The organism is Ramlibacter alkalitolerans (assembly GCF_016722765.1).
GTDB classification, from domain to species: Bacteria; Pseudomonadota; Gammaproteobacteria; order Burkholderiales; family Burkholderiaceae_C; genus Ramlibacter; species Ramlibacter alkalitolerans.
The window spans coordinates 437,221-460,300 of sequence record NZ_JAEQND010000001.1 but is presented as its reverse complement, the minus strand read 5'-3'; the positions used below and the strand labels follow the sequence as shown (position 1 = coordinate 460,300).

Annotated in this window: 29 protein-coding genes and 1 tRNA gene; 23 read left to right on the top strand and 7 right to left on the bottom strand. The window is 69.4% G+C overall.

Annotated elements, in window-relative coordinates; all coding sequences use genetic code 11:
- Positions 1–57 precede the first annotated feature (57 nt).
- From hisD to hisF, 7 genes are all read left to right on the top strand, one after another.
- Positions 58–1,377 carry a histidinol dehydrogenase gene (hisD, locus tag JI746_RS02200; RefSeq protein WP_201687133.1) on the top strand — a complete coding sequence of 440 codons (1,320 nt, stop codon included), beginning with the start codon at positions 58–60 and terminating at the stop codon, positions 1,375–1,377.
- Between the two features lie 140 nt (positions 1,378–1,517).
- Entirely contained in the window at positions 1,518–2,594 is a 1,077-nt protein-coding gene (gene hisC, locus JI746_RS02195; RefSeq protein WP_201687132.1) for a histidinol-phosphate transaminase, read from the top strand.
- Positions 2,591–3,187: an imidazoleglycerol-phosphate dehydratase HisB gene (gene hisB / locus JI746_RS02190; RefSeq protein ID WP_201687131.1), complete on the top strand. Its 597-nt coding sequence runs from the start codon at positions 2,591–2,593 to the stop codon at positions 3,185–3,187. The genes hisC and hisB overlap by 4 nt, the downstream gene beginning before the upstream one ends.
- Positions 3,184–3,834, top strand: a complete 651-nt coding sequence (gene hisH / locus JI746_RS02185) for an imidazole glycerol phosphate synthase subunit HisH (protein ID WP_201687130.1) — start codon at positions 3,184–3,186, stop codon at positions 3,832–3,834. Before hisB ends, hisH begins: the two co-directional genes overlap by 4 nt.
- Before the next feature lie 50 nt (positions 3,835–3,884).
- Positions 3,885–4,625, top strand: a complete 741-nt coding sequence (gene hisA / locus JI746_RS02180) for a 1-(5-phosphoribosyl)-5-[(5-phosphoribosylamino)methylideneamino]imidazole-4-carboxamide isomerase (RefSeq protein WP_201687129.1) — start codon at positions 3,885–3,887, stop codon at positions 4,623–4,625.
- Positions 4,626–4,637: 12 nt separating this feature from the next.
- Positions 4,638–5,822 (top strand): AAA family ATPase, encoded by a 1,185-nt coding sequence (locus JI746_RS02175; protein WP_201687128.1) that lies wholly within the window; start codon positions 4,638–4,640, stop codon positions 5,820–5,822.
- 22 nt (positions 5,823–5,844) lie between these two features.
- On the top strand, positions 5,845–6,624 hold the full coding sequence (gene hisF, locus JI746_RS02170; RefSeq protein ID WP_201687127.1) for an imidazole glycerol phosphate synthase subunit HisF: 780 nt from the start codon (positions 5,845–5,847) through the stop codon (positions 6,622–6,624).
- 29 nt (positions 6,625–6,653) lie between these two features.
- Here the strand turns inward: hisF and JI746_RS02165 are convergent, their stop codons facing one another.
- Entirely contained in the window at positions 6,654–7,064 is a 411-nt protein-coding gene (locus JI746_RS02165; RefSeq protein WP_201687126.1) for a hypothetical protein, read from the bottom strand.
- Between the two features lie 106 nt (positions 7,065–7,170).
- On the opposite strand from JI746_RS02165, the gene hisI reads away from it, so the two are divergent.
- The 7 genes from hisI to tatC all read left to right on the top strand — a co-directional run bounded on the left by hisI (position 7,171) and on the right by tatC (position 10,311).
- Positions 7,171–7,563, top strand: a complete 393-nt coding sequence (gene hisI / locus JI746_RS02160; protein WP_201687125.1) for a phosphoribosyl-AMP cyclohydrolase — start codon at positions 7,171–7,173, stop codon at positions 7,561–7,563.
- A 2-nt stretch (positions 7,564–7,565) separates the two neighbouring features.
- Positions 7,566–7,934, top strand: coding sequence for a phosphoribosyl-ATP diphosphatase (locus JI746_RS02155; protein ID WP_201687293.1), 369 nt, complete (start codon positions 7,566–7,568; stop codon positions 7,932–7,934).
- Between the two features lie 16 nt (positions 7,935–7,950).
- Entirely contained in the window at positions 7,951–8,304 is a 354-nt protein-coding gene (locus JI746_RS02150) for a DUF4870 family protein (protein ID WP_201687124.1), read from the top strand.
- 10 nt (positions 8,305–8,314) lie between these two features.
- Positions 8,315–8,674: a histidine triad nucleotide-binding protein gene (locus JI746_RS02145; protein WP_201687123.1), complete on the top strand. Its 360-nt coding sequence runs from the start codon at positions 8,315–8,317 to the stop codon at positions 8,672–8,674.
- Between the two features lie 72 nt (positions 8,675–8,746).
- Positions 8,747–8,992 carry a Sec-independent protein translocase subunit TatA gene (tatA, locus tag JI746_RS02140; RefSeq protein WP_201687122.1) on the top strand — a complete coding sequence of 82 codons (246 nt, stop codon included), beginning with the start codon at positions 8,747–8,749 and terminating at the stop codon, positions 8,990–8,992.
- 22 nt (positions 8,993–9,014) lie between these two features.
- Positions 9,015–9,473: a Sec-independent protein translocase protein TatB gene (gene tatB / locus JI746_RS02135; RefSeq protein ID WP_201687121.1), complete on the top strand. Its 459-nt coding sequence runs from the start codon at positions 9,015–9,017 to the stop codon at positions 9,471–9,473.
- A 40-nt stretch (positions 9,474–9,513) separates the two neighbouring features.
- The gene (gene tatC, locus JI746_RS02130) at positions 9,514–10,311 is read left to right on the top strand and encodes a twin-arginine translocase subunit TatC (protein ID WP_201687120.1); all 798 of its coding nucleotides are present in this window, start codon (positions 9,514–9,516) and stop codon (positions 10,309–10,311) included.
- A gap of 131 nt (positions 10,312–10,442) precedes the next feature.
- Here the strand turns inward: tatC and JI746_RS02125 are convergent, their stop codons facing one another.
- Positions 10,443–11,612: a S1C family serine protease gene (locus tag JI746_RS02125; protein WP_201687119.1), complete on the bottom strand. Its 1,170-nt coding sequence runs from the start codon at positions 11,610–11,612 to the stop codon at positions 10,443–10,445.
- Positions 11,613–11,677: 65 nt separating this feature from the next.
- Positions 11,678–12,946, bottom strand: coding sequence for a 7TM diverse intracellular signaling domain-containing protein (locus JI746_RS02120; protein WP_201687118.1), 1,269 nt, complete (start codon positions 12,944–12,946; stop codon positions 11,678–11,680).
- A gap of 89 nt (positions 12,947–13,035) precedes the next feature.
- Between JI746_RS02120 and JI746_RS02115 the strand changes: the two genes are divergently transcribed.
- Both JI746_RS02115 and pdxA read left to right on the top strand, forming a co-directional pair.
- On the top strand, positions 13,036–13,794 hold the full coding sequence (locus JI746_RS02115; RefSeq protein ID WP_201687117.1) for a Nif3-like dinuclear metal center hexameric protein: 759 nt from the start codon (positions 13,036–13,038) through the stop codon (positions 13,792–13,794).
- Positions 13,791–14,807, top strand: coding sequence for a 4-hydroxythreonine-4-phosphate dehydrogenase PdxA (gene pdxA / locus JI746_RS02110; RefSeq protein ID WP_201687116.1), 1,017 nt, complete (start codon positions 13,791–13,793; stop codon positions 14,805–14,807). The genes JI746_RS02115 and pdxA overlap by 4 nt, the downstream gene beginning before the upstream one ends.
- A gap of 149 nt (positions 14,808–14,956) precedes the next feature.
- Here the strand turns inward: pdxA and mscL are convergent, their stop codons facing one another.
- On the bottom strand, positions 14,957–15,406 hold the full coding sequence (mscL, locus tag JI746_RS02105) for a large conductance mechanosensitive channel protein MscL (RefSeq protein ID WP_201687115.1): 450 nt from the start codon (positions 15,404–15,406) through the stop codon (positions 14,957–14,959).
- 151 nt (positions 15,407–15,557) lie between these two features.
- Between mscL and petA the strand changes: the two genes are divergently transcribed.
- From petA to JI746_RS02075, 6 genes are all read left to right on the top strand, one after another.
- Positions 15,558–16,157, top strand: a complete 600-nt coding sequence (gene petA / locus JI746_RS02100; protein ID WP_201687292.1) for a ubiquinol-cytochrome c reductase iron-sulfur subunit — start codon at positions 15,558–15,560, stop codon at positions 16,155–16,157.
- 4 nt (positions 16,158–16,161) lie between these two features.
- Entirely contained in the window at positions 16,162–17,574 is a 1,413-nt protein-coding gene (locus JI746_RS02095) for a cytochrome b (protein WP_201687114.1), read from the top strand.
- 20 nt (positions 17,575–17,594) lie between these two features.
- Positions 17,595–18,353, top strand: coding sequence for a cytochrome c1 (locus tag JI746_RS02090; protein ID WP_201687113.1), 759 nt, complete (start codon positions 17,595–17,597; stop codon positions 18,351–18,353).
- 94 nt (positions 18,354–18,447) lie between these two features.
- Positions 18,448–19,059, top strand: coding sequence for a glutathione S-transferase N-terminal domain-containing protein (locus JI746_RS02085; protein WP_061500777.1), 612 nt, complete (start codon positions 18,448–18,450; stop codon positions 19,057–19,059).
- Positions 19,060–19,094: 35 nt separating this feature from the next.
- Positions 19,095–19,589, top strand: coding sequence for a ClpXP protease specificity-enhancing factor (locus tag JI746_RS02080; protein WP_201687112.1), 495 nt, complete (start codon positions 19,095–19,097; stop codon positions 19,587–19,589).
- A gap of 22 nt (positions 19,590–19,611) precedes the next feature.
- Positions 19,612–19,687: transfer RNA gene (locus JI746_RS02075), tRNA-Thr, on the top strand.
- Between the two features lie 15 nt (positions 19,688–19,702).
- Here JI746_RS02075 and JI746_RS02070 read toward each other — a convergent pair.
- The gene (locus JI746_RS02070; RefSeq protein WP_201687111.1) at positions 19,703–20,533 is read right to left on the bottom strand and encodes an isocitrate lyase/PEP mutase family protein; all 831 of its coding nucleotides are present in this window, start codon (positions 20,531–20,533) and stop codon (positions 19,703–19,705) included.
- A gap of 99 nt (positions 20,534–20,632) precedes the next feature.
- On the opposite strand from JI746_RS02070, the gene JI746_RS02065 reads away from it, so the two are divergent.
- Positions 20,633–21,856 carry an FAD-dependent oxidoreductase gene (locus JI746_RS02065; protein WP_201687110.1) on the top strand — a complete coding sequence of 408 codons (1,224 nt, stop codon included), beginning with the start codon at positions 20,633–20,635 and terminating at the stop codon, positions 21,854–21,856.
- A gap of 16 nt (positions 21,857–21,872) precedes the next feature.
- On the opposite strand, the gene JI746_RS02060 is transcribed toward JI746_RS02065, so the two are convergent.
- Together JI746_RS02060 and JI746_RS02055 are read right to left on the bottom strand one after the other, a co-directional pair.
- Positions 21,873–22,661: a substrate-binding periplasmic protein gene (locus tag JI746_RS02060; protein ID WP_201687109.1), complete on the bottom strand. Its 789-nt coding sequence runs from the start codon at positions 22,659–22,661 to the stop codon at positions 21,873–21,875.
- On the bottom strand, positions 22,658–23,080 hold the full coding sequence (locus JI746_RS02055; RefSeq protein ID WP_201687108.1) for a c-type cytochrome: 423 nt from the start codon (positions 23,078–23,080) through the stop codon (positions 22,658–22,660). Before JI746_RS02055 ends, JI746_RS02060 begins: the two co-directional genes overlap by 4 nt.

Here is a 23,080-nt window from a genome sequence, read left to right as displayed (position 1 = left end):
CGCCGCCGGCGGCCCGGCAAAGCCGGGTTGGCGCCGGCGCTGGATAATGGCTTCCCTATGAGCTCCGCCGCCCGCCCCCTGCGCCTGTCCACCCGTGACGCCGGCTTCGACGCCGCGTTCAAGGCCCGCCTGCACTGGTCGGCGGAAACCGATGCCGGCATCGAGCAGGCCGTGGCGAACATCCTCGCCGAGGTGCAGCGGCGCGGGGATGCGGCAGTGCTGGAATACACCAACCGCTTCGACGCGATGGACGCGCAATCGCTGCAGGCGCTGGAACTGCAGCCGGCGGAACTGAAGGCGGCCTTCGAAGCCCTGCCGGGCAAGCAGCGCGCCGCGCTCGAAGCCGCCGCCCGGCGCGTGCGCAGCTACCACGAGGCGCAGAAGAAGGCGTCCGGCGAGAGCTGGAGCTACCGCGATGCCGACGGCACGCTGCTCGGCCAGAAGGTCACGCCGCTGGACCGCGTCGGCATCTACGTGCCGGGCGGCAAGGCAGCCTATCCGTCCTCGGTGCTGATGAACGCGATCCCGGCGCAGGTCGCGGGTGTCGGCGAGATCATCATGGTGGTGCCGACGCCGCGCGGCGAGAAGAACCCGCTGGTGCTGGCCGCCGCGCACGTGGCCGGCGTGACGCGCGCCTTCACGATCGGCGGCGCGCAGGCCGTCGGGGCGCTGGCCTATGGCACGGAGACGGTGCCGCGCGTGGACAAGATCACCGGCCCGGGCAACGCGTATGTCGCCAGCGCCAAGCGCCGCGTGTTCGGCCAGGTGGGGATCGACATGATCGCCGGCCCGAGCGAGATCCTGGTGCTGGCCGACGGCAGCACGCCGGCCGACTGGGTGGCCATGGACCTGTTCTCGCAGGCGGAGCACGACGAACTGGCCCAGAGCATCCTGCTGTGCCCTGACGAGGGCTACATCGCGCAGGTGCAGGCCGCCATCGACCGCATGCTGCCGGAGATGCCGCGCGCCGGCATCATCGCCAGCTCGCTCACCGGCCGCGGGGCGCTGATCCACACCCGCAGCATGGAAGAAGCCTGCGAGATCAGCAACCGGATCGCGCCCGAGCACCTGGAGATCGCCAGCCACGAGCCGCACCGCTGGGAGCCGCTGCTGCGGCATGCCGGCGCGATCTTCCTGGGCGCGTACACCAGCGAGTCGCTGGGCGACTACTGCGCCGGGCCGAATCACGTGCTGCCGACGTCGACCACGGCGCGCTTCTCGAGCCCGCTGGGCGTCTACGATTTCCAGAAGCGCAGCAGCCTGATCGAGGTGAGCGAAGCCGGCGCCCAGACCCTGGGCGCCATCGCCGCCGAACTCGCCTACGGCGAAGGCCTCCAGGCCCACGCCCGGGCCGCGGAGCTGCGCCTGAAGCGCTGAGACCCCGGACAACCGAACGCAAAGGACGCAAAAGCTACGCAAAAGACGCAAAAAAGAAAGGATTCGATAATGGATCCCCTTTTGCGGCCTTTGCGAAACCTTTGCGTCCTTTGCGTTCGGATGTTCCTCCCCCGTTCCCCATGACCCCCACCCTCGAAAAACTCATCGCCACGCGCATCCGCCAGGACGTGCAGGGCATGCATGCCTATGCCATCCAGGATTCCAGGGGAATGGTCAAGCTCGATGCGATGGAGAATCCGCATCGGCTGCCGGCGCGCCTGCAGAAGGAACTCGGCGAACGCCTCGCCGCAGTGGCCCTGAACCGCTATCCCGGCGAGCGCATCGAGGACCTGAAGCGCGCGCTGGCGAAGCACGCGCAGGTGCCCGCCGGCTGCGAGCTGATGCTGGGCAACGGCTCCGACGAACTGATCTCGCTGCTGGCGCTCGCCTGCGACGTGCCCGGCGCCACCATCCTCGCCCCGCAGCCGGGGTTCGTGATGTACGCCATGAGCGCGCAGCTGCAGGGCCTGAAGTTCGTCGGCGTCGACCTCACCCCCGACTTCGAACTCGACGAGAAGGCGATGCTGGATGCGATTGCGCTGCACCAGCCCGCCATCGTCTACCTCGCCTACCCGAACAATCCCACGGCCAACCTGTGGGACGACGCCGTCGTCGACCGCATCGTGCAGGCCGCCCCCGGACTGGTGGTGATCGACGAGGCGTACCAGCCGTTCTCCAGCCGCAGCTTCCTGAGGCGGCTGGCGCAGCACGAACATGTGCTCCTGATGCGCACCCTGAGCAAGTTCGGCCTGGCCGGCGTGCGGATCGGCTACATGATGGGCCGCTCGCAGCTGGTCGCCCAGATCGACAAGGTCCGCCCGCCCTACAACGTGAGCGTGCTGAATGCCGAAGCCGCCCTGTTCGCCCTGGAGCACGAGGACGTGTTCGCGGCCCAGGCCGCCGACCTGCGCAGCGAGCGCGAGCGGCTGCAGCAGGCGCTGAAGGAAATGGGCGTGCAGTCCTGGCCCAGCGATGCCAACATGATCCTGGTGCGGGTGCCCGATCCGGCCCGCAGCTTCGAAGGCATGAAGGCGCGCAAGGTGCTGGTCAAGAACGTTTCTAGAATGCACCCGTTGCTGGCCGGCTGCCTGCGCCTGACCGTCGGCACCGCCGAAGAGAACACGCAGCTGCTGGCCGCCCTGCAGTCCACCCTATGAGCACGCCCCGCACCGCGGAGATCACCCGCAACACCGCCGAGACGCAGATCCGCGTCGCGGTGAACCTCGATGGCACGGGCCAGGCGAAACTGGCCACCGGCATCGGCTTCTTCGACCACATGCTGGACCAGATCGCCCGCCACGGGCTGATCGACCTGGACATCGACGCCAAGGGCGACCTGCACATCGACGGCCACCACACGGTGGAAGACGTGGGTATCACGCTGGGACAGGCCGTCTACAAGGCGGTGGGCGACAAGAAGGGCATCCGCCGCTACGGACACGCCTACGTGCCCCTGGACGAGGCGCTGTCGCGGGTGGTGATCGACTTCTCCGGCCGGCCGGGCCTGGTCATGAACGTGCCGTTCAAGAGCGGCATGATCGGCACCTTCGACACCCAGTTGGCCCACGAATTCTTCCAGGGCTTCGCCAACCACGCCTTCGTGACGCTGCACATCGACAACCTGCGCGGCGAGAACGCGCACCACCAGTGCGAGACGGTGTTCAAGGCCTTTGCCCGCGCCCTGCGCTTCGCGCTGGAGCTCGATCCGCGGGCCGCCGGCATGATTCCGTCGACGAAGGGATCGCTTTGAGCCGAGGCACCGTCGCGGTGGTCGACTACGGCATGGGCAACCTGCGCTCGGTGTCGCAGGCGGTCCTGCACGTCGCCCAGGGCAGCGGCCTGGAGGCGGTGATCACCTCACGCCCCGAAGAGGTGCGTGCCGCCGAACGCGTCGTCCTGCCGGGGCAGGGCGCCATGCCCGATTGCATGCGCGAGCTGCGCGAGTCGGGCCTGCTCGAATCGGTCCTGGAGGCCGCCGCCAGCAAGCCGCTGTTCGGCGTCTGCGTGGGCATGCAGATGCTGCTGGATCGCAGCGAGGAAGGGCCCACGGACGGCCTGGGCCTGATCCACGGCGAGGTCGTGCGCTTCCGCCTCGAAGGCCGGTTGCAGCCCGATGGCAGCCGCTACAAGGTGCCCCAAATGGGCTGGAACCGCGTCATGCAGGCGCAGCCGCACCCGATGTGGGCCGGCGTGCCCGACGCCAGCTGGTTTTATTTCGTCCATTCGTTCTACACCAGGCCGTCGGACCCGCGCCACAGCGTTGGGGAATCCGAGTACGGTGTTCGCTTTACGTGCGCGGTGGCCCGCGATAATATTTTTGCGACGCAGTTCCATCCCGAAAAAAGCGCCGACCAGGGGCTCTCGCTCTATCGCAACTTCCTGCACTGGAACCCCTGACCGTCCACGGGTCGCGGCACGCCGCCGGCGGCCGTCCTCCACCAAGCCCCATGCTGCTGATCCCCGCGATTGACCTGAAAGACGGCCACTGCGTACGCCTCAAACAAGGCGACATGGACCAGGCGACCACCTTCAGCGAGGACCCCGCCGCCATGGCGCGGACCTGGCTGGAGCGCGGTGCCCGGCGCCTGCACCTCGTCGACCTGAACGGCGCGTTCGCCGGCAAGCCCCAGAACTTCACCGCCGTGCGCTCCATCCTCAAGGCGGTGGGCGACGACATCCCGGTGCAGCTGGGGGGCGGCATCCGCGACCTCGACACCATCGAGAGGTACATCGACGGCGGTCTGCGCTACGTGATCATCGGCACCGCCGCCGTGAAGAACCCGGGCTTCCTGAAGGACGCCTGCACCGCCTTCGGCGGCCACATCATCGTCGGCCTCGACGCCAAGGAGGGCAAGGTCGCCACCGATGGCTGGAGCAAGCTCACCGGCCACGAGGTGGTCGACCTGGCGCGCAAGTTCGAGGACTGGGGCGTCGAGTCCATCATCTACACGGACATCGGCCGCGACGGCATGCTGACCGGCATCAACGTCGATGCCACCGTGAAGCTGGCGCAGTCGCTGTCCATCCCGGTGATCGCCTCCGGCGGCCTGTCCTCGATGGACGACATCGAGAAGCTGTGCGCGGTGGAGGACGAAGGCATCGAAGGCGTGATCTGCGGCCGCGCCGTCTACTCCGGTGACCTCGATTTCGCCCGGGCCCAGGCCCGCGCCGACGAACTGAACGGCTGACGCCGGGCCGGCGTGCTGCGGACGCTGGCCATCGCGAACTACCGCTCGCTGCGGCACCTGCTGGTGCCCCTGGGGGCGTTGACGCTCATCACCGGCCCCAACGGCAGCGGCAAGTCCAGCGTCTACCGCGCCCTCCGCCTGCTGGCCGACACGGCCCATGGCGGCGTGGTGCGCTCGCTGGCACGCGAAGGCGGCCTGCCTTCGGTGCTGTGGGCCGGTCCCGAGGAGATCTCCGCCGCCATGCGGCGCGGCGAACAGGAGGTGCAGGGCACGGGTCGCCGCAACGCGCCGGTGCACCTGCGCCTGGGCTTCGCCGGTGACGGCCCGGCGGACTTCGGCTACGCGATCGACATCGGCCTGCCGACGCCGGTGCCGCGCACCCTGTTCGGGCAGGATCCCGCCATCAAGGTGGAGGCGGTCTGGAGCGGCCCCGTGCTGCGCCCCGCGGCCACGCTGGTCAAGCGCAAGGGCGCGCTGCTCGAGACGCGCGACGCCCAGGGCCGCTGGTACCCGGTGGAACGCCTGCTGCCCGCGTACGCCAGCATGCTGGCCGAATTCGTCGACCCGCGCACCGCGCCCGAGATGCTGGAGGTGCGCGAGCAGGTGCGGGCCTGGCGCTTCTACGACCATTTCCGCTCCGACCCCGAAGCGCCGGCCCGCCGGCCGCAGATCGGCACGCGCACCCCGGTGCTGGGCCACGACGGCGCCGACTTCGCCGCCGCCGTGCAGACCATCCGCGAGATCGGCGATGCCGAAGCCCTGGATGCGGCGGTCGACGACGCCTTCCCCGGCGCGCGGCTGGAGGTGCGACTGCAGGAGGGGCAGTTCGAGGTGCTGATGCGCCAGCCCGGGCTGCTGCGGCCGCTGCGGGCGGCGGAGCTTTCCGACGGCACGCTGCGCTACCTGCTGTGGATCGCGGCCCTGCTGACGCCCCGGCCGCCGCCGCTGCTGGTGCTCAACGAACCGGAAGCCAGCCTCCATCCGGACCTGCTGCCGGCCCTGGGCCGCCTCGTGGCACAGGCTGCGCGCGCCTCGCAGGTGGTGGTGGTGTCGCACTCGACGCGGCTGATCGCCGCCCTGGACGCCGCCGCGGACCTCGACCTGCGCTCCATCGTGCTGGAAAAGGAACTGGGCGAGACCCGGATCGTGAACCTCGACGCGCTCGACGCGCCCGCCTGGCAGTGGCCGGCCCGCTGACGCGGCTCCGTAGAATCGCGCCATGCTCGCCAAACGCATCATCCCCTGCCTCGACGTCACCGGCGGCCGCGTCGTCAAGGGCGTCAACTTCGTGGAACTGCGCGACGCGGGCGACCCGGTGGAGATCGCCGCCCGCTACAACGAGCAGGGCGCCGACGAACTGACCTTCCTGGACATCACGGCCACCAGCGACGGCCGCGACCTGATCCTGCACATCATCGAGGCCGTCGCCTCGCAGGTCTTCATCCCGCTCACGGTCGGCGGCGGCGTGCGCACGGTGGAAGACGTGCGCCGGCTGCTCAATGCCGGGGCCGACAAGACCAGCTTCAATTCGGCAGCCATCGCCAACCCGGACGTGATCAGCGCCGCCTCCGCCCGGTACGGCGCGCAGTGCATCGTGGTGGCGATCGACGCCAAGCGGCGCGGCGCCGAGGCGGCCGCCACCCAGGGGCCCGGCTGGGACGTCTACAGCCACGGCGGCCGGCGCAACACCGGCCTGGACGCGGTGGCCTGGGCCACCGAGATGGCGCGTCGCGGCGCCGGCGAGATCCTCCTGACCAGCATGGACCGCGACGGCACCCGCTCCGGCTTCGACCTCGCGCTCACGCGCGCGGTGGCGGACGCCGTACCGGTGCCGGTGATCGCCTCCGGCGGCGTCGGCACCCTGGACCACCTGGCCGACGGCGTGCAGCAGGGCGGCGCCGACGCCGTCCTGGCCGCCAGCATCTTCCACTACGGGGAGTACACCGTGGCCCAGGCCAAGGAGCGGATGGCGCAGCGCGGCATCCCGGTGCGGCTGTAGGCCCTCCGCACTGGGCGCCCCCGGCGCGCTCAGGGCACCTGTTCGACCGACCAGGTGATGCCGTCCGCCTGGGTGATCTCCACCGTGCTGCCCCCGCTGACCGCCACCTCGGCGTCGAAGGTCGGCGGGGTCTGGGCGCTGCCGATCGGCGTGTTGACCGCGAACGAGCCGCCGATGCTGACCACGAAGTTCTGCGAAGCGGCGGCGCTCGTCCCCCGGATCCGCAGTCGCCTGACGTCGGCGGGCAACTGGAACGACGCGTCGCCCGTTCCCGAACGCGTGAAGATCTGCACCACGGAGCCACCGCCGCCGCCGCCCGGGCCCGCGCCCGCATCGGCGCACAACTGCGCGCTGCCGCTGCACTCCCCCGGATTGCCGCCGCCGCCCCCGCAGGCGCCCAGCAGGCCCGCCACGAGGATGGACGCGAGGAATGTTTTCATGGCGAGCGCCCCCTTCGAGCTTCCTGTGACCCGTCGAGGATAGCCGGGTCGCCCCCTGGATTGCCAGTGCGGCCGGGCGTCCGCGGCGCGCGTGGGACAATCGCGCATGGACTGGCTCGACGAAGTGAAATGGGATGCGCAGGGCCTGGTGCCCGTCATCGCGCAGGAAGCAGCCACCGGCGACGTGCTGATGTTCGCCTGGATGGACCGCGAGGCGCTGCGCAGGACCGCGGAACTCGGTCGCGCCGTCTATTTCAGCCGCTCGCGCGGCAAGCTCTGGTTCAAGGGCGAGGAGTCGGGCCACGTGCAGCAGGTGCACGAGATCCGCATGGATTGCGACAACGACGTGCTGCTGCTGAAGGTCACCCAGCACGGGCACGATCCCTCGATCGCCTGCCACACCGGCCGCCACAGCTGCTTCTTCCAGGTCTGGCGCGACGGCGCCTGGAAATCGGTGGAGCCCGTCTTGAAAGATCCTTCCACCATCTACACCTCATGAGCATGAGCGACGTCGACGCGCTGGCCCGCTTGGCCGAAGTCATCGAGAGCCGGAAACCCGCCAACGGGGGCGACCCGGAGGCGAGCTATGTCGCGCGCCTGCTGCACAAGGGCCCGGACGCCTTCCTCAAGAAGATCGGCGAGGAAGCCACGGAGGTCGTGATGGCCGCCAAGGACGCCGACCACGGCGGCGACCGCGCCCGGCTGGTCGGCGAGGTGGCCGACCTGTGGTTCCATTCCATGATCGCGCTGGCGCACTACGGCCTGCGTCCCGCCGACGTGGTGGCCGAACTGCAGCGGCGCGAGGGCCTGGGCGGCCTGGAGGAAAAGGCCATGCGCAAGGCGCGCGAACGCGAAGCCGGCAAGTCGTAGCAAGCAAGGAGCATTCATGGCCGAGACGGACTTCGTCACCCTGGAAGACAAGCGCGCGGACCGCCCGACGATGCACGTGCTGTACGGCCTGCACACGGTGGCGCCGTTCTCGCTGTGGACGCTGTCGGTGATCGCGCTGGTCGTCAACTACGTCAAGCGGAGCGACGAGGCCGACCGCCTGTACACGGCGCACCACAACTACATGATCCGCACCTTCTGGTGGACGCTGCTGTGGCTGGTGCTCACCGCGCCGCTGTTCGCCCTGCTGCTCTTCCCGGGCTACATCGCCTGGACGGTCATCGGCGCCTGGTACATCTACCGCTTCCTGCGCGGCTGGCTGCGCTTCAACGACAATCGCTTCCCCCAGTAGCGAGGCGCGCATGAGCCACGATCCCGACTGCATCTTCTGCAAGATCGCCCAAGGCCAGATCCCGTCGAAGAAGGTATATGAGGACGAGGAGATCCTCGCCTTCCACGACATCCAGCCCTGGGCGCCTGTGCACTTCCTGCTTATTCCGAAGCGGCACATCCTGTCGCTGGCCCACGTCGGGGAGGCGGATGCGCCCCTGCTCGGGAAAATGATGAGCCTGGTGCCGGCGCTGGCGAAGCAGGAGGGCTGCCGCCCGTACCCGGAAGGCGGCTTCCGGCTGGTGTGCAACACGGGCGACGACGGTGGCCAGGAAGTGCAGCATTTGCACTTCCATGTGATCGGCGGACCACGCCCCTGGCGCAAGGGCTAGGGGATATGGTCGGGCAGGGCGATGAACTTCCCCTGCCCGACTAGAATCCGAGCAGTAAGACAGGAGAGATCCATGGGTTCGTTTTCCATTTGGCACTGGCTGATCGTGCTGTTGATCGTTGTGCTCGTTTTCGGCACCAGAAAGCTCAAGAACATCGGGCAGGACCTCGGCGGCGCCGTCAAGGGCTTCAAGGACGGCATGAAGGAAGGCTCGACGCCGGAAACCCCGGTGCCGCCGTCGGCCCAGGTCACGTCCACGCCGCAGCCGGCCGGGGCCGACAAGGCCACCATCGACGTCGAAGCGCGGAACAAGTCCTGACCCCCAGCCCCGATTCCACGCAGTGATCGACCTCGGCCTCTCGAAGATGGCGCTGATCGGCGCCGTGGCCCTGATCGTGATCGGGCCGGAAAAGCTGCCGCGCGTCGCGCGGACCGTCGGGACCTTGCTGGGCAAGGCCCAGCGCTACGTGAACGACGTGAAGGCGGAAGTCAACCGCTCCATGGATCTCGACGAACTCCGCAAGATGAAGGAGACGGTCGAATCCGCCGCCCGCGACGTCGAGAACTCGGTCTCCACCGCTGCCTCCGACTTCGAGAAGCAGTGGCAGGACGCGGGCTCCAGTTCCTCGCCCGCGCTCGACGAGCCGCCCGCCTTCCCGGAATACAAGCACCCGAAGAAGAAGTGGCGCGTCAAGCAGGGTGCCGTGCCGCACTGGTACAAGGCGCGCACCGGGGTGCGCACGCGCGCGCTGTCCGGCGCGGCGCGTGTGGCCAGGTACCGCCCGCAGAAATTCAACTGAAAGCGGCCGCGCCCCCCAGAACGGGCGCCAGCCGATCCTCATGCCCGATCCCCAAGTCGACAAGGAAGACGAACTCGCCGGTACGGAGCAGCCCTTCGTCGCGCACCTCATGGAGCTGCGCGACCGGCTGATCTACTGCATCTACGGGATCGCCGCCGCCATCATCGCCCTGGCGATCTGGCCGGGGCCGAACGGCCTGATCGACTTCATCGCGCGCCCGATCCGCGCCCACATGCCGCCGGACGCGAAGCTGATCGCCGTCGGCGTGTTCTCCCCCTTCTTCGTGCCGCTCAAGGTGCTGCTGCTGGTGGCGGTGCTGCTGGTGCTGCCCTGGCTGATGTACCAGCTGTGGGCCTTCGTGGCGCCCGGCCTGTACAGCCACGAGAAGAAGTTCGCGCTGCCGCTGATCCTGTTCGGCAGCCTGCTGGCCTATGGCGGCATCGCGTTCGTGCAGTTCTTCGTGCTTGATCGGATGTTCGCGTTCATCCAGGGCTTCACGCCGGCCAGCGTGGCGGCCACGCCCGACATCGCCTCGTACGTGGAGGCGATCCTGGGGCTCTACCTCGCCTTCGGCCTGGCCTTCCAGGTGCCCATCGTGGTGATGCTGCTGGTGCGCTTCGAGATGATCACGGTGGCCAAGCTCAAGGAATTCCGCGGCTACTTCGTGGTGCTGGCCTTCATCATCGCCGCCGTGATCACGCCGCCGGACGTCGTCTCGCAGCTCGCGCTGGCGATCCCGATGGTGCTGCTGTACGAACTGGGGATCTGGGCCGCGCAACTGTTCGTCAAGCACTCCAAGGCACCCGAAGAAGAATCGGGCGAAGCCGCCGCGAAGTGACGGCGTAGGGAAGGGGACGGCGCAGCGAAGGGACGGCGCAGCGAAGTACGCCGTCATCCCCGCGCAGGCGGGGATCCATGCCCGCAGCGAAGAGCGCCGTCATCCCCGCGCAGGCGGGGATCCATGCCTTCCTACCGCCCCGGCAAGCCCGGCAGCTGCGGTGCCGGCTGCTTCGGCTTGGGCCGCTTGCCCGGCGTGACGGTCACGTCGACGTTGTCCTCGCGCCGCTGCAGCTTGAAATGGGTGGCGTTGCCCGGCTTCAGCGCGGCCACGGTGGACAGCAGTTCCGACACGTTGGCGACATCCTTGTCGCCCACCTGCACGACGACGTCTCCCGGCTTCACGCCGGCCTGCGCCGCCGGGCCGTTCTGCAGCACGCCCGTGATCAGCACGCCCTTCTTCGCCTTGACGCCGAAGGTTTCCATCAGCTCGGGCGACAGGTCCGCGGGCTCCACGCCGATCCAGCCGCGCGTCACCACGCCGTCCTTGACGATGCCCTCCAGCACCAGCTTGGCCGTCGACACGGGGATGGCGAAGCCGATGCCCATGCTGCCGCCGGAGCGCGAGTAGATCGCGGTGTTGATCCCCATCAGGTTGCCGTTGACGTCCACCAGCGCACCGCCCGAGTTGCCGGGATTGATGGCCGCATCGGTCTGGATGAAGTTCTCGAAGGTGTTGATCCCCAGCTGGTTGCGCCCCAGTGCGCTGACGATGCCGCTGGTGACGGTGAGGCCGACGCCGAAGGGATTGCCGATGGCGAGCACCTGGTCGCCGACCTGCAGCGCGTCGGAGTTCCCCAGGGTCATCACCGGCAGGCGGTCGGCGTTCACCTTCAGGATCGCGAGGTCCGTCTCGGGGTCGGTCCCTATGACCTTCGCGCGCGCCTTGCGGCTGTCGTTGAGGGCGACCTCGATCTCGGTGGCGCCTTCGACCACGTGGTTGTTGGTGAGGATGAAGCCGTCGGGGCTGATGATCACGCCGCTGCCCAGCCCGCTTTGCGGCACCGCGCCCTGGTCGCCGAAGAAGAAGCGGAACCACGGATCGCTGGAAGAGGGCCGGTCGGCCGCCTTGCTGGTGTTGATGCTCACCACCGCCTGCGACGCCTTCTGGGCCGCCGAACGGAAGCTGCCCGGGGGCGCCGGCGCGCCGGGCAAGGTGGGCGCCTCCTGCAGCGAGATGCCGGTGGAGGCGGTCGTGACCGGGCGGCGATTGAGCCATTCCGGCTTCATCGTGATCACGACGAAGTACGCGGCCAGCAGGATGGTCACCGCCTGCGAGAAGACGAGCCAGTAGCGTCGCATGGGTCGGGGTTGCGGAAAGCCCAAGTGTATGCGGGATGCAGGGCCCCGCTGGGCTGATTCCGCCGCTATTGGAGTGCCAGATCGGGGGCCGCGACGGGTGCGCGCCGGCGCCGCTGGCGGCGCCCCCAGCGGGCTTGCTCGATGGGCACCGGGCGGCCGCTGGCCGCGTCCGGCGCTGCCGCGCGCGACGGCATGGCGCGTGCCGCTTCCGCGAGGCGCTGCACCTCGTCGAGCACGTCCTCGACTTCGGGGTGGACTGCGGCCAGGTGGACCACGCCGACGCCGGCTTCGACCTGCACCCGCACCGGCTCGCCGTCGCGCCCGGTCACCTCGATCGGCTTGCGCAGGCTGGCGGCCAGCCGCAGCCCGAAGCCGCGCAGCCAGCCGCGGTCGGGGATGGTCTCGACCAGTGCGACGAAGCAGCGGTCCCAGTAGCGGCCCACCGGGTTCATCACGCCGACCTGGCGCTGCACGCGCGCCGCGACCGCCATCCACACCTCGTTGAGGCCGGCCGCGCCCACCTGCGTGGCGATGCGCTCGGCGTCGAACACGGTCACGGCCAGCATGGCGCCTTCGCGCCGCGTGCGCAGCCGGCGCTGCTGCGACTGCACCAGGCGCTGCACCAGCGCCGCGCTGCTGTGCAGCCGGGTGACCGGGTCCACCGCCGGGGCGCTGCCCGTCTCGCGGGTGCGCCACACGTGGCGCTCGCGCTGCCACAGCATGCGGCCGGTGAGCGCGTTGCCCAGGGTGACGGCCAGCGCGACGACCCCCTGTGCGACGGGCCACCACACGCCCGGGTGCATGGCGATGGCGTACAGGCCGCCCAGGGCCGGCAGCGCGAGCAGGCAGCCGGCCGTCATGACCAGGGCCAAGCGGTCGCCGTGCATCCAGGCACGGAAGGCCAGCCAGCAGGTCACGCCGCTGCCGGCCAGCGACAGCGCCAGCGCCATGGGCAACTGCAGTTCCTGCGGCACCACCCACGGCACGGCGAGCGCGAGCAGCGGCAGGGCGAAGGCGGAGCAGCGCAGCACGCCGGCCATGAGCCGATCGCGTTGCGCCGCTGCGAGCCAGCCGTGGATCCAGAAGTTGGCGAGGCCCACGCACACCGGGCCGGCCAGCACCTGCAGCGCCTGCAGCCAGCGGGCGCCCGGGTGCACCGCCTGGCGCAGCACCCCGCTGAGCACGAGCACCAGCAGGAACACGCTCAGGTGGTAGCCGACCGCCCGCAGCTTGGCCAGGCTGGGGCGGGCCGCCAGGTCGCCCATGCGGGCGAGCGCCACCGCGCCGATCGCGCCCAGGGCCATGCACCACAGCATCAGCATCAGCGTGTCCATCGCGGCTCCTTGCAGGAGGCGCGATGTTCGCGCCGTCCCGCGCGCGGCGCCGTAGCAGAATGCGGCCTGAACCTTGTGACCTTTCCCCCATGACGCACCGGAGCGACCTGCTGCAAGCCTTCGACACCCTGCTGGCGCCGGAGCGCTTCAAGGACTACGGCCCCAACGGGCTGCAGGTCGAGGGCCGCGAACAGGTGGGCCGCATCGTCTCGGGGGTCACCGCCAGCCGGGCGCTGATCGAGGCGGCCATCGCGCGCGAGGCGGACGCGATCTTCGTGCACCACGGCCTCTTCTGGCGCGGCCAGGACGGGCGCGTCACCGGCTGGATGAAGCAGCGGCTGGCGCTGCTGCTGGCGCACGACATCAACCTGTACGCCTACCACCTGCCGCTCGATGCGCATCCCGAGCTGGGCAACAACGCGCAGCTCGGCCGGCAGCTCGGGCTGGCGGCGAGCGCGCGCTTCGGCGAGCAGGACCTCGGCTTCCTCGGTGAGCGCAGCGACGGCGGGGCCTTCGCGGACAACGAGGCGCTGGCCCGGCATGTCGGCGCGGCACTCGGCCGCTCGGTCACCTGCGTGGCCGGCGCGCCCGGGCCGCTGCGGCGCATCGCCTGGTGCACGGGCGGTGCGCAGTCGTACTTCGAGGCGGCCATCGCCGCCGGCGCGCAGGCCTTCCTCACCGGCGAGATCTCCGAGCCGCAGGCGCACTACGCGCGCGAATGCGGCGTGACCTTCATCGCCTGCGGCCACCATGCGAGCGAGCGCTATGGCGCGCCGGCGGTGGCGGCGCACGTCGCGCGGCAGTTCGGGATCGCGCACGAGTTCGTCGACATCGGGAATCCCGCGTGAAGCCGCTCGCGATCACGATCGGCGATCCGGCGGGCATAGGCCCGGAGATCATTGCCAAGGCTTTCGCGGAACAGGCGCTCACTGCAGGCTGTTTCGTCGCCGGCGACGTGGCCTGCATGCGCCGCGGCGCAGCCGCGATCGCGGGCGGGGGCCCGCCGCTGCCCATCGCGCTGATCGCTTCCGTGCCCGAGGCTGCGCAGGTGCCGCCGCGTTGCATCCCGGTGCTGCAGGTCGGTGCGCCGCTCGATCCGCTGCCCGCCTGGGGCGTCGTGAGCGAAGCCGCCGGGCGCGTGGCGGCGAAGGCGGTGCTGTGGGCCGCGAGCGCGGCGCTGCGCGGCGAGATCGCCGGAGTGGTCACGGCGCCGCTGCACAAGGAGGCGCTGGCGGCCGCGGGCCTGCCGTACCCGGGGCACACCGAGCTGCTGCAGGCCGAGGCGGCCGCCCATGCCGGCGTCGGGCTGGACCGGATGCCGGTGCGCATGATGCTGGCCAACGATGAACTGCGCACGGTGCTGGTGAGCATCCACGTGGCGCTGCGCGCTGCGCTCGAGGCCGTGACCTTCGCCAACGTGCGCGAGACGCTGCGCATCACCGATGCGGCGCTCGCGGCCATGCTGGGCCGGCGTCCGCGCATCGCCGTTGCCGGCCTCAATCCGCACGCGGGCGAAGGCGGTCTGTTCGGCCGCGAGGAGATCGAGGTGATCGTGCCGGCGATGCGCGATGCGCAGGCCGCCGGCCTCGATGTCCACGGCCCTTTCGCACCCGACACGGTGTTCATGCGCGCGCGCCGCGGCGAGTTCGACGTCGTGGTCGCGATGTACCACGACCAGGGCCTGATCCCGGTGAAGTACCTGGGGGTGGAGAAGGGCGTGAACGTGACGCTGGGGCTGCCGCTGGTGCGCACGAGCCCGGATCACGGCACGGCGTTCGACATCGCGGGCACGGGCACGGCGGATGCGGCGAGCCTGTGCGCGGCGATCGGGATGGCGCGGAGGCTGGCGGGGAATTCGTGACTGCGTGATGGGGTGATTGCGTAGGCTGGCGGTGAGCGCGCGCGCAGCGCGCCGCGAACCCCAGCGCTTCGCGCCATCGCTGGGGTTCGCGCGCTGCGCGGCTCACCGCCAGCCTACGCGCACCGCCAGCCCGTGCGAGCCGCTCCAGCCTACACCCGCACCCTCAAGCTGTCCCGGATCTCCCGCAGCAGCAGCACGTCCTCCGGCGGCGGCGCCGGTTCCTCCGCCGGGGCGGGCGCGGCCTCGCCGGTGTGCAGGCGCCGCAGCCGGTTGATCTGCTTGACCATCAGGAAGATCACGAACGCCAGGATCAGGAAGTTCAGCGCCACGGTGATGAAGTTGCCCCAGGCCAGCACGGGGACGCCGGCCTTCTTCAGCGCGTCCAGCGTCATCGGCGTGCCTGCGGGCACGTCCCCCAGCAGGAAGAAGCGATTCGAGAAATCCAGGCGGCCGATGATCCGGCTGATGACCGGCATGATCACGTCGCCGACCAGCGAGTCCACGATCTTGCTGAACGCGGCGCCGATGATGACGCCGACGGCCAGGTCGACCACGTTGCCCTTGACCGCGAACTCGCGGAACTCGTTCAGCAGCTTCATGGAGGCTCCTCGCGTTGTCATGGGACGCGAGTATGCGTCAACCCGGTGCGCTGTCAGCGTGGTGCAAGTGTCGGGCGCCGGCGGGGGCCTTGACACGCTCCGCTACAATCGCGGGTTGACCCTTAAACAGCAAAAGATCCTCGAGGACCCCATGAGCAACTCCACGGTGGACGCCAGCAAACGGACGTGGCTGATCGCGTCCAGCTGCGTCGGGGCGGTGGGCGCAGGTTTCACTGCGGTGCCCTTCGTCAGCAGCTTCCAGCCCTCCGAACGCGCCAAGGCTGCCGGCGCCCCCGTCGAAGTCGACATCTCGGCGCTGCAACCCGGCCAGAAGATGACCGTGGAATGGCGCGGCAAGCCGGTGTGGATCGTGCGCCGCACCCCCGAGCAGATCGCCGGCCTGAAGAAACTGGACAGCGAGGTCGCCGACCCCGAGTCCAAGCGCACGGCCTACCCGATCCCCGACTATGCCAAGAACGAAGGGCGTTCGATCAAGCCCGAGTACCTGGTGGTGGTCGGCATCTGCACGCACCTCGGGTGCTCGCCGACCGACAAGTTCCAGCCCGGCCCGCAGCCCTCGCTGCCGGACGACTGGCAGGGCGGCTTCCTGTGCCCGTGCCACGGCTCCACCTTCGACCTGGCCGGCCGCGTCTTCAAGAACAAGCCCGCGCCGGACAACCTCGAAGTGCCTCCGCACATGTACCTGTCGGACTCGCGCATCGTGATCGGCGAAGACAAGAAGAGTGCCTGAAGCCATGGCTGCTGAATTCAAGGAAATCTCCCCGAACGCCAGCGTCGGCCAGAAGGTCAACAACTGGCTGCACAACCGCTTCCCGACCGCGTACGACTCGTACAAGGTCCACATGTCGGAGTACTACGCTCCGAAGAACTTCAACTTCTGGTACTTCTTCGGCTCGCTGGCGCTGCTGGTGCTGGTGATCCAGATCGTCACCGGCATCTTCCTGGTGATGCACTACAAGCCGGACGCGGCGCTCGCCTTCGCGTCGGTCGAGTACATCATGCGCGACGTGCCGTGGGGCTGGTTGATCCGCTACATGCACTCCACCGGGGCGTCGGCGTTCTTCATCGTCGTGTACCTGCACATGTTCAAGGCGCTGATCTACGGCAGCTACCGCAAGCCGCGCGAGCTGGTCTGGATCTTCGGCTGCACCATCTTCCTGATGCTGATGGCCGAAGCCTTCATGGGCTACCTGCTGCCCTGGGGCCAGATGTCCTACTGGGGCGCGCAAGTGATCGTGAACCTGTTCTCCGCCGTTCCCTTCATCGGCCCCGACCTGGCGCTGATGATCCGCGGCGACTACGTGGTCTCCGACGCGACGCTGAACCGCTTCTTCAGCTTCCACGTCATCGCGGTCCCGCTCGTGCTCCTGGGCCTGGTGGTCGCGCACCTGCTGGCGCTGCATGACGTCGGCTCGAACAACCCCGACGGCATCGACATCAAGGGACCGAACTATCCGAAGGACGCGCAGGGCCACTCGGTCGACGGCATCCCCTTCCACCCGTACTACAGCGTGCACGACATGGTCGGCGTGGCGGTGTTCCTGATGGTGTTCAGCGCGATCGTCTTCTTCGCGCCGGAACTCGGTGGCTATTTCCTCGAGTACAACAACTTCATCCCGGCCGACCCGCTGAAGACCCCGCCGCACATCGCACCGGTGTGGTACTTCACGCCCTTCTACTCGATGCTGCGGGCCACGACCGACCCGATGGTCAACGTGTTCGCGATCGTCATCGCGCTGGCCGCGGTCTGGGCCTTCTTCCGCAGCCGCATGTCCTTCATGGCGAAGATCGTGACGGTCGTGGTCGCCGCGATCGCGATCGTGCTGCTCAAGACCTTCGACGCCAAGTTCTGGGGCGTGGTCGTGATGGGCGGCGCCGTCATCATCCTGTTCTTCCTGCCCTGGCTGGACCACGCGCCGGTGCGCTCGATCCGCTACCGCCCGCGCTGGAACTACTGGCTGTACGGCGTCTTCGTCGTCTTCTTCGTGATCCTCGCGTACCTCGGCATCCAGCCTCCGTCGGAAGGCAAGACGCTGCTGGCGCAGGTCGGCACGATGTACTACTTCGGCTTCTTCCTGCTGATGCCGTGGTGGAGCCGCCTCGGCGAGTTCCGCCCGGAGCCCGAGCGCATCACCTTCGCGCACTGAGAGGCCGAGCGGAGTCCAACATGAAAAAAATCATCCTGACCCTGATGCTGGCGCTGGGCTGCGTGTACGGCGCCCACGCCGCCGAAGGCGGCGAGGTCGCCTGGGACAAGGCGCCCAGCCGCACCAACGACCTGCCGGCCCTGCAGAACGGCGCCAAGCTGTTCGTCAACTACTGCCTGAACTGCCATTCGGCGGCCTTCATGCGCTTCAACCGCCTGCAGGACATCGGCCTGTCGGAGCAGCAGATCAAGGACAACCTGCTGTTCGTGGGCGACAAGGTCGGCGACACGATGAAGTCGCCGATCGACCCGAAGGAAGCCAAGGAATGGTTCGGCGCGGTGCCGCCGGACCTGACGCTGGTCGCGCGCTCGCGCGCGGGCCACGGCGGCACGGGCGCGGACTACCTGTACACGTACATGCGCTCGTTCTACCGCGACGACACCCGGCCCACGGGCTGGAACAACCTGGTGTTCCCCAACGTCGGCATGCCGCACGTGCTGTGGGAACTGCAGGGCGACCGCGAGCCGCAGTTCGAGAAGACCGAGGCCCACGGCCACGAGCTCGAGGTGTTCAAGGGCTGGAAGCAGGTCACGCCGGGGCAGATGAGCTCCGTGCAGTACGACGAGGCCGTCGGCGACCTGGTGGGCTACCTGCAATGGATGGCCGAGCCGGCCCAGAACCACCGCGTGCGCGTCGGTGCCTGGGTCATGCTCTTCCTGGGCCTGCTGCTGGTCGTCGTGTGGCGGCTCAACGCCGCCTTCTGGAAAGATATCCACTAGGAAGCGGCGGTCCGGCCTACTGCCGGACGCGCGCCCTGGGGTTAGAGTGGGTTGCCTTCGCACCCACTCTTTTTGGTTTTAGAGGACTTTCAAAATGATGGTGCTGTACTCGGGAACGACCTGCCCCTTCTCGCATCGATGCCGCTTCGTGCTGTTCGAAAAGGGAATGGATTTCGAGATCCGTGACGTCGACCTGTACAACAAGCCGGAAGACATCAACGTGATGAACCCGTACGGCCAGGTTCCCATCCTGGTCGAGCGCGACCTCATCCTGTACGAGTCGAACATCATCAACGAGTACATCGACGAGCGCTTCCCGCACCCGCAGCTGATGCCCGGGGACCCGGTCGACCGCGCCCGCGTGCGCCTGTTCCTGCTCAATTTCGAGAAGGAACTGTTCGTGCACGTCTCCACGCTGGAGTCGCGCGCGGCCAAGAGCAACGAGAAGGCGCTGGAGAAGGCCCGCTCGCACATCCGCGACCGCCTGACGCAGCTCGCGCCCGTGTTCCTGAAGAACAAGTACATGCTGGGCGAGAACTTCTCGATGCTCGACGTCGCCATCGCGCCGCTGCTCTGGCGCCTGGACTACTACGGCATCGAGCTGTCGAAGAACGCGGCGCCCCTGCTGAAGTATGCCGAGCGCATCTTCTCGCGGCCGGCCTACATCGAGGCGCTGACACCCTCCGAAAAGGTGATGCGCAAGTAGCGCATACTTGTCGGGCTGAAGTACACGCCCCACGCATGAACGCACTGGAATCGACGTCCACCCGCCCGTACCTGATCCGGGCCCTTTACGAATGGTGCACCGACAACGGCTTCACGCCGTACGTGGCGGTGCTGGTCGACGACACGGTGCAGGTGCCGCGCGAGTACGTGAAGAACGGCGAGATCGTCCTGAACATCAGCTACGACGCGACGAGCTCGCTGAAGCTGGGCAACGACTTCATCGAGTTCAAGGCCCGCTTCGCCGGCAGCGCGCGCGAGATCATGGTCCCGGTGAACCGGGTGATCGCGATCTACGCGCGCGAGAACGGCCAGGGCATGGCCTTCCCGGTCCCGGTGCCCGGCGCCCCGCCGGAGGAGACCAAGCCGTCGCCTCTGACGAGCGTGCCCGCCGCGGCGGAAGGCGAGAGCAAGGTGGTGCAACTGGTGCCCGAGCCCGGTGCGCCCACCCCGCCCGAGGAGCCGCCGCGCCCGCCCAGTGGGCCACGGCCGGCGCTCAAGCGCGTGAAGTGATCGCGCCTAGAATCGTCCCCGGGCCGATTTAGCTCAGTCGGTAGAGCAACTGTCTTGTAAACAGTAGGTCGTCCGTTCGATTCGGACAATCGGCACCATCTCCCGCCTTCCCTTCAACGGTCGCGGAACAGCGCATTCAGCTCGGCGCCGGATGCTGCTGCGGCGAAGCCGTCGAACTTCCCTTCGCTGGCAATCATCTGTGCGGCCCGCATGAAGCCGCCCCACGCGCTGCGCGCCAGCGCACCACCCACGCTGACGCGCCGCACACCCAGCGCCGCCATGTCGGCCAGCGTGAGCTCGGAGGCGAAGCCGACCAGCAGGTTGACGGGCTTGGGCGCCACGGCCGCCACCACGGCGGCGATCTGCTCACGGGTGCGGATGCCCGGCGCATAGAGGCAATCGGCACCGGCTTGCGCATAGGCCTGCAGCCGCCGGATCGTGTCTTCGAGGTCCGGCCGGCCGACATAGAAGTTCTCCGCCCGCCCGACCAGCAAGGTCTCGCCGCCGGCCTCGTCGATGGCCGCGCGGGCGGCCCGCATGCGCTCGACGCTGCTGGCGATGTCCCGCAAGGGGTCGTCCGGGTTGCCGGTGGAATCCTCGATGGAGAGCCCGGCCACGCCGGTCTCCAGCGCCAGGCGCACGTTGCGGGCCACGCCGGCCGGATCGTCCGCGTAGCCGGCTTCGAAGTCCGCATTCACCGGCAGCATGGTGGCTTCGACGATCTCGCGCAGGTGCACCAGCACTTCCTCCAGCGTCATGCGGCCGTCGGCCTTCGCGTGCCGCCAGGCGGCGCCGGAGCTGGTGGAAGCCAATGCCTTGAACCCGAGCTGCGCGAGGTACCTGGCACTGCCGGGATCCCACGGGTTCGGGATCACGAAGCAGCCGGAGGCATGGAGCTGGCGGAAGGTGCGCCTGCGGTCGGACACGTCTTCGGGTGAGGGCATGCGGGCTCCGTGCGGCAAAGGAAGCCGCCATTCTGCGACCTTGCCGGCCGGCTGTCTGCATTGCCTGCGCCGCCCCGGAGCCCGGCGTAGCATCCGCCCATGGACGGCGCGGATCGCACCACCCAGTGCTGCATCGCGGGCGGCGGGCCGGCGGGCATCATGCTCGGCTACCTGCTCGCGCGGGCCGGCGTGCGCGTCACGGTGCTGGAAAAGCACGACGACTTCCTGCGCGACTTCCGCGGCGACACGATCCATCCTTCCACGCTCACGATCCTGGAAGACGTCGGCCTGCTGGAAGCCTTCCTCGCGCTGCCGCACCAGGAGATCGCGGAACTCGGCGGCGACGTGTACGGGCAGCTCGTCACGCTTGCCGACTTCCGCCACCTGCCCGCGGCGCGACCCTTCCTGGTGCTGATTCCGCAGTGGGACTTCCTGGACTTCCTGGCCCGCGAGGCGCGGCGCTTCCCGGGCTTCACTCTGTGCATGGGCGCGCGCGCCAGCGCCGTGATCGAGGAGGCGGGGCGCGTGGTGGGCGTGCAGGTGGAGTCGCGGGTCGGCAAGGCGCCTCTGCGTGCCAACCTGGTCGTCGCTGCTGACGGGCGTCACTCGTCGATCCGGCCGGACGCCGGGCTGGAGAGCGTGGACACCGGCGCGCCGATCGACGTGCTCTGGTTCCGGCTGCCCCGCGACGCGGCAGGCGATCCGGCGCGCACCGGCGGCATCATCCGCCCGGGCGTGATGCTGGTCACGCTGAACCGCGACACCTACTGGCAATGCGCGTTCGTGATCCCCAAGGGCTCGCTGGAACGCCTGCAGCAGGAGGGCATCGCAGCCTTCCGCGAACGCATTGCGGCCACCGCGGAGTTCCTCGCCGACAGCGTGGCCACGCTGCGCAGCTGGGACGAGGTCAAGCTCCTGAGCGTGCAGATCAGCCATCTGACGCGCTGGTGGCGCGACGGCCTGCTGTGCATCGGCGATGCAGCGCACGCGATGTCGCCGGTGGGCGGGGTCGGCATCAACCTGGCCATCCAGGATGCCGTGGCTGCGGCGAACCTGCTCGCCGGGCCGCTGCGCGCAGGCACATTGCGCGCCGAGCACCTGCAGGCGGTGCAGCGCCGGCGCGAGTGGCCGGCGCGCGTGACGCAGCGGGTGCAGGTCGCGATCCAGAACGAAGTGCTGTCCCCCGTGCTCGCGCGCAGCAGCGCGCCGGCGGAAACGCCGCTACCGGTGAAGCTGCTGCAGCGCATCCCGCTGCTGCGGCGCCTGCCCGCGCGGCTCGTGGGCATCGGCGTGCGGCCGGAACGCGTGCGCACCGGCCAGTGAAAGGCGCCCGGTCGCCTCAGGGCCGCCGCAGCTCCACGCCGTAGCGCCCGTAGATCTGCGCCAGGGTGCCGTCGGCGGCGAGCTGCGACAACGCCGTGTTCACCGCTTCCAGCAGCGCTTCGTCGCTGCGCCGCAGGGCGACGGCGAGGTTCCAGTGCAGTTCGGGCTCGCTGTCGTAGGCGTGCGTGTAGTGCAGGCCGGACTCGGGGTGCTGGTGGATGTACCAGGCCACGCTGGCGGGCGACACGGCGCAGGCATCGAGCTCGCCCTTGGCGAGGTCCGCCACCATGTCCGCCTCGAACGCGTAGGGCACGGTGCGCAGCCCGCGCTGGTTGAGCGAGCGGCTGGCCAGCGAGTTGATCATCACGCCGACGCGCGTGTTGGCGGCGAGGTCGTCGAAGCGCTGGGCCTGCAGGCCGCGGCGCAGGGCCAGGGCCACGCCGCTCTTCTGGTAGGGCTGCGTCAGGCGGATGGGGCCGCGCTGCGCCGCCGGGTCGGAGATGGTGTCGAGCAGCATGTCGCAGTCGACCAGGTTGGCGCGCAGGCGCGGGATGATCCACAGCACCTGCAGCTTCACGCCCAGGCGCTGCGCCAGCGCGCGGCCGATCTCGACCTGGAAACCGGGCAGGTCGGCCTTGTCGCTGGCGTAGGGCAGGGCGTCGGGGTTGGCGCACAGCGAGAGTTCGCCGCGCGACTTGATCTCCGCCAGCGGCCTCGCGTGGGCCGCGGGGAACAGCGCCGGCAGCACTGCCAGCAGGACGCCGGCGGCGATCGCCCGCCCCCGGGTGCGCGCCGCGTCGCTCATGGGGATCCTCCTTCGGGCTTCAGGCCGCGGATGTAGTGCACGATGGCCTGGAGCTGGTCTTCGTTGAAGGCCGTGGAGAAGGCCGGCATCGCCCCCAACTTGCCGTTGCGGATGCGGGCGATGATCTCCGCGTCGGTGAGCTTCGTTTCCATCAGCTTGGGGCCGCGGCCCGCCACGCGCCCGCCGCTGCTGTGGCACCAGCCGCAGGTGGTGGCGAACAGCCGGTTGACGTCGAAGGCCTGCGCCGCGGCCGCCGGCGCGGCACCGGCGGCAGCCGCGTTCGCCGGGGGGGCGCTCGCGGCCGGCGCGCTCGCAGCGGGCTGCGGCGTCGACGACATCGGCCCGTTCAGGTCGGCCGCGGCGGCGGCCAGCGCCAGCCAGCCTGCCAGCGCCGAACCCACCGCCCCTTGCAGCCGCAT

Bases quoted from the DNA above. Each gene is read 5' to 3' on its own strand.
- petA (WP_201687292.1), top strand. From the start codon at position 15,558: ATGAGCAACTCCACGGTGGACGCCAGCAAACGGACGTGGCTGATCGCG.
- JI746_RS02150 (WP_201687124.1), top strand. From the start codon at position 7,951: ATGGCCGAGACGGACTTCGTCACCCTGGAAGACAAGCGCGCGGACCGC.
- JI746_RS02155 (WP_201687293.1), top strand. From the start codon at position 7,566: ATGAGCGACGTCGACGCGCTGGCCCGCTTGGCCGAAGTCATCGAGAGC.
- hisD (WP_201687133.1), top strand. From the start codon at position 58: ATGAGCTCCGCCGCCCGCCCCCTGCGCCTGTCCACCCGTGACGCCGGC.
- JI746_RS02055 (WP_201687108.1), bottom strand. From the start codon at position 23,080: ATGCGGCTGCAAGGGGCGGTGGGTTCGGCGCTGGCAGGCTGGCTGGCG.
- JI746_RS02095 (WP_201687114.1), top strand. From the start codon at position 16,162: ATGGCTGCTGAATTCAAGGAAATCTCCCCGAACGCCAGCGTCGGCCAG.
- JI746_RS02120 (WP_201687118.1), bottom strand. From the start codon at position 12,946: ATGGACACGCTGATGCTGATGCTGTGGTGCATGGCCCTGGGCGCGATC.
- hisC (WP_201687132.1), top strand. From the start codon at position 1,518: ATGACCCCCACCCTCGAAAAACTCATCGCCACGCGCATCCGCCAGGAC.
- tatC (WP_201687120.1), top strand. From the start codon at position 9,514: ATGCCCGATCCCCAAGTCGACAAGGAAGACGAACTCGCCGGTACGGAG.
- JI746_RS02085 (WP_061500777.1), top strand. From the start codon at position 18,448: ATGATGGTGCTGTACTCGGGAACGACCTGCCCCTTCTCGCATCGATGC.
- JI746_RS02090 (WP_201687113.1), top strand. From the start codon at position 17,595: ATGAAAAAAATCATCCTGACCCTGATGCTGGCGCTGGGCTGCGTGTAC.
- JI746_RS02145 (WP_201687123.1), top strand. From the start codon at position 8,315: ATGAGCCACGATCCCGACTGCATCTTCTGCAAGATCGCCCAAGGCCAG.
- JI746_RS02070 (WP_201687111.1), bottom strand. From the start codon at position 20,533: ATGCCCTCACCCGAAGACGTGTCCGACCGCAGGCGCACCTTCCGCCAG.
- JI746_RS02080 (WP_201687112.1), top strand. From the start codon at position 19,095: ATGAACGCACTGGAATCGACGTCCACCCGCCCGTACCTGATCCGGGCC.
- JI746_RS02165 (WP_201687126.1), bottom strand. From the start codon at position 7,064: ATGAAAACATTCCTCGCGTCCATCCTCGTGGCGGGCCTGCTGGGCGCC.
- hisF (WP_201687127.1), top strand. From the start codon at position 5,845: ATGCTCGCCAAACGCATCATCCCCTGCCTCGACGTCACCGGCGGCCGC.
- JI746_RS02065 (WP_201687110.1), top strand. From the start codon at position 20,633: ATGGACGGCGCGGATCGCACCACCCAGTGCTGCATCGCGGGCGGCGGG.
- hisB (WP_201687131.1), top strand. From the start codon at position 2,591: ATGAGCACGCCCCGCACCGCGGAGATCACCCGCAACACCGCCGAGACG.
- JI746_RS02125 (WP_201687119.1), bottom strand. From the start codon at position 11,612: ATGCGACGCTACTGGCTCGTCTTCTCGCAGGCGGTGACCATCCTGCTG.
- tatA (WP_201687122.1), top strand. From the start codon at position 8,747: ATGGGTTCGTTTTCCATTTGGCACTGGCTGATCGTGCTGTTGATCGTT.
- mscL (WP_201687115.1), bottom strand. From the start codon at position 15,406: ATGAAGCTGCTGAACGAGTTCCGCGAGTTCGCGGTCAAGGGCAACGTG.
- hisI (WP_201687125.1), top strand. From the start codon at position 7,171: ATGGACTGGCTCGACGAAGTGAAATGGGATGCGCAGGGCCTGGTGCCC.
- JI746_RS02115 (WP_201687117.1), top strand. From the start codon at position 13,036: ATGACGCACCGGAGCGACCTGCTGCAAGCCTTCGACACCCTGCTGGCG.
- hisA (WP_201687129.1), top strand. From the start codon at position 3,885: ATGCTGCTGATCCCCGCGATTGACCTGAAAGACGGCCACTGCGTACGC.
- JI746_RS02060 (WP_201687109.1), bottom strand. From the start codon at position 22,661: ATGAGCGACGCGGCGCGCACCCGGGGGCGGGCGATCGCCGCCGGCGTC.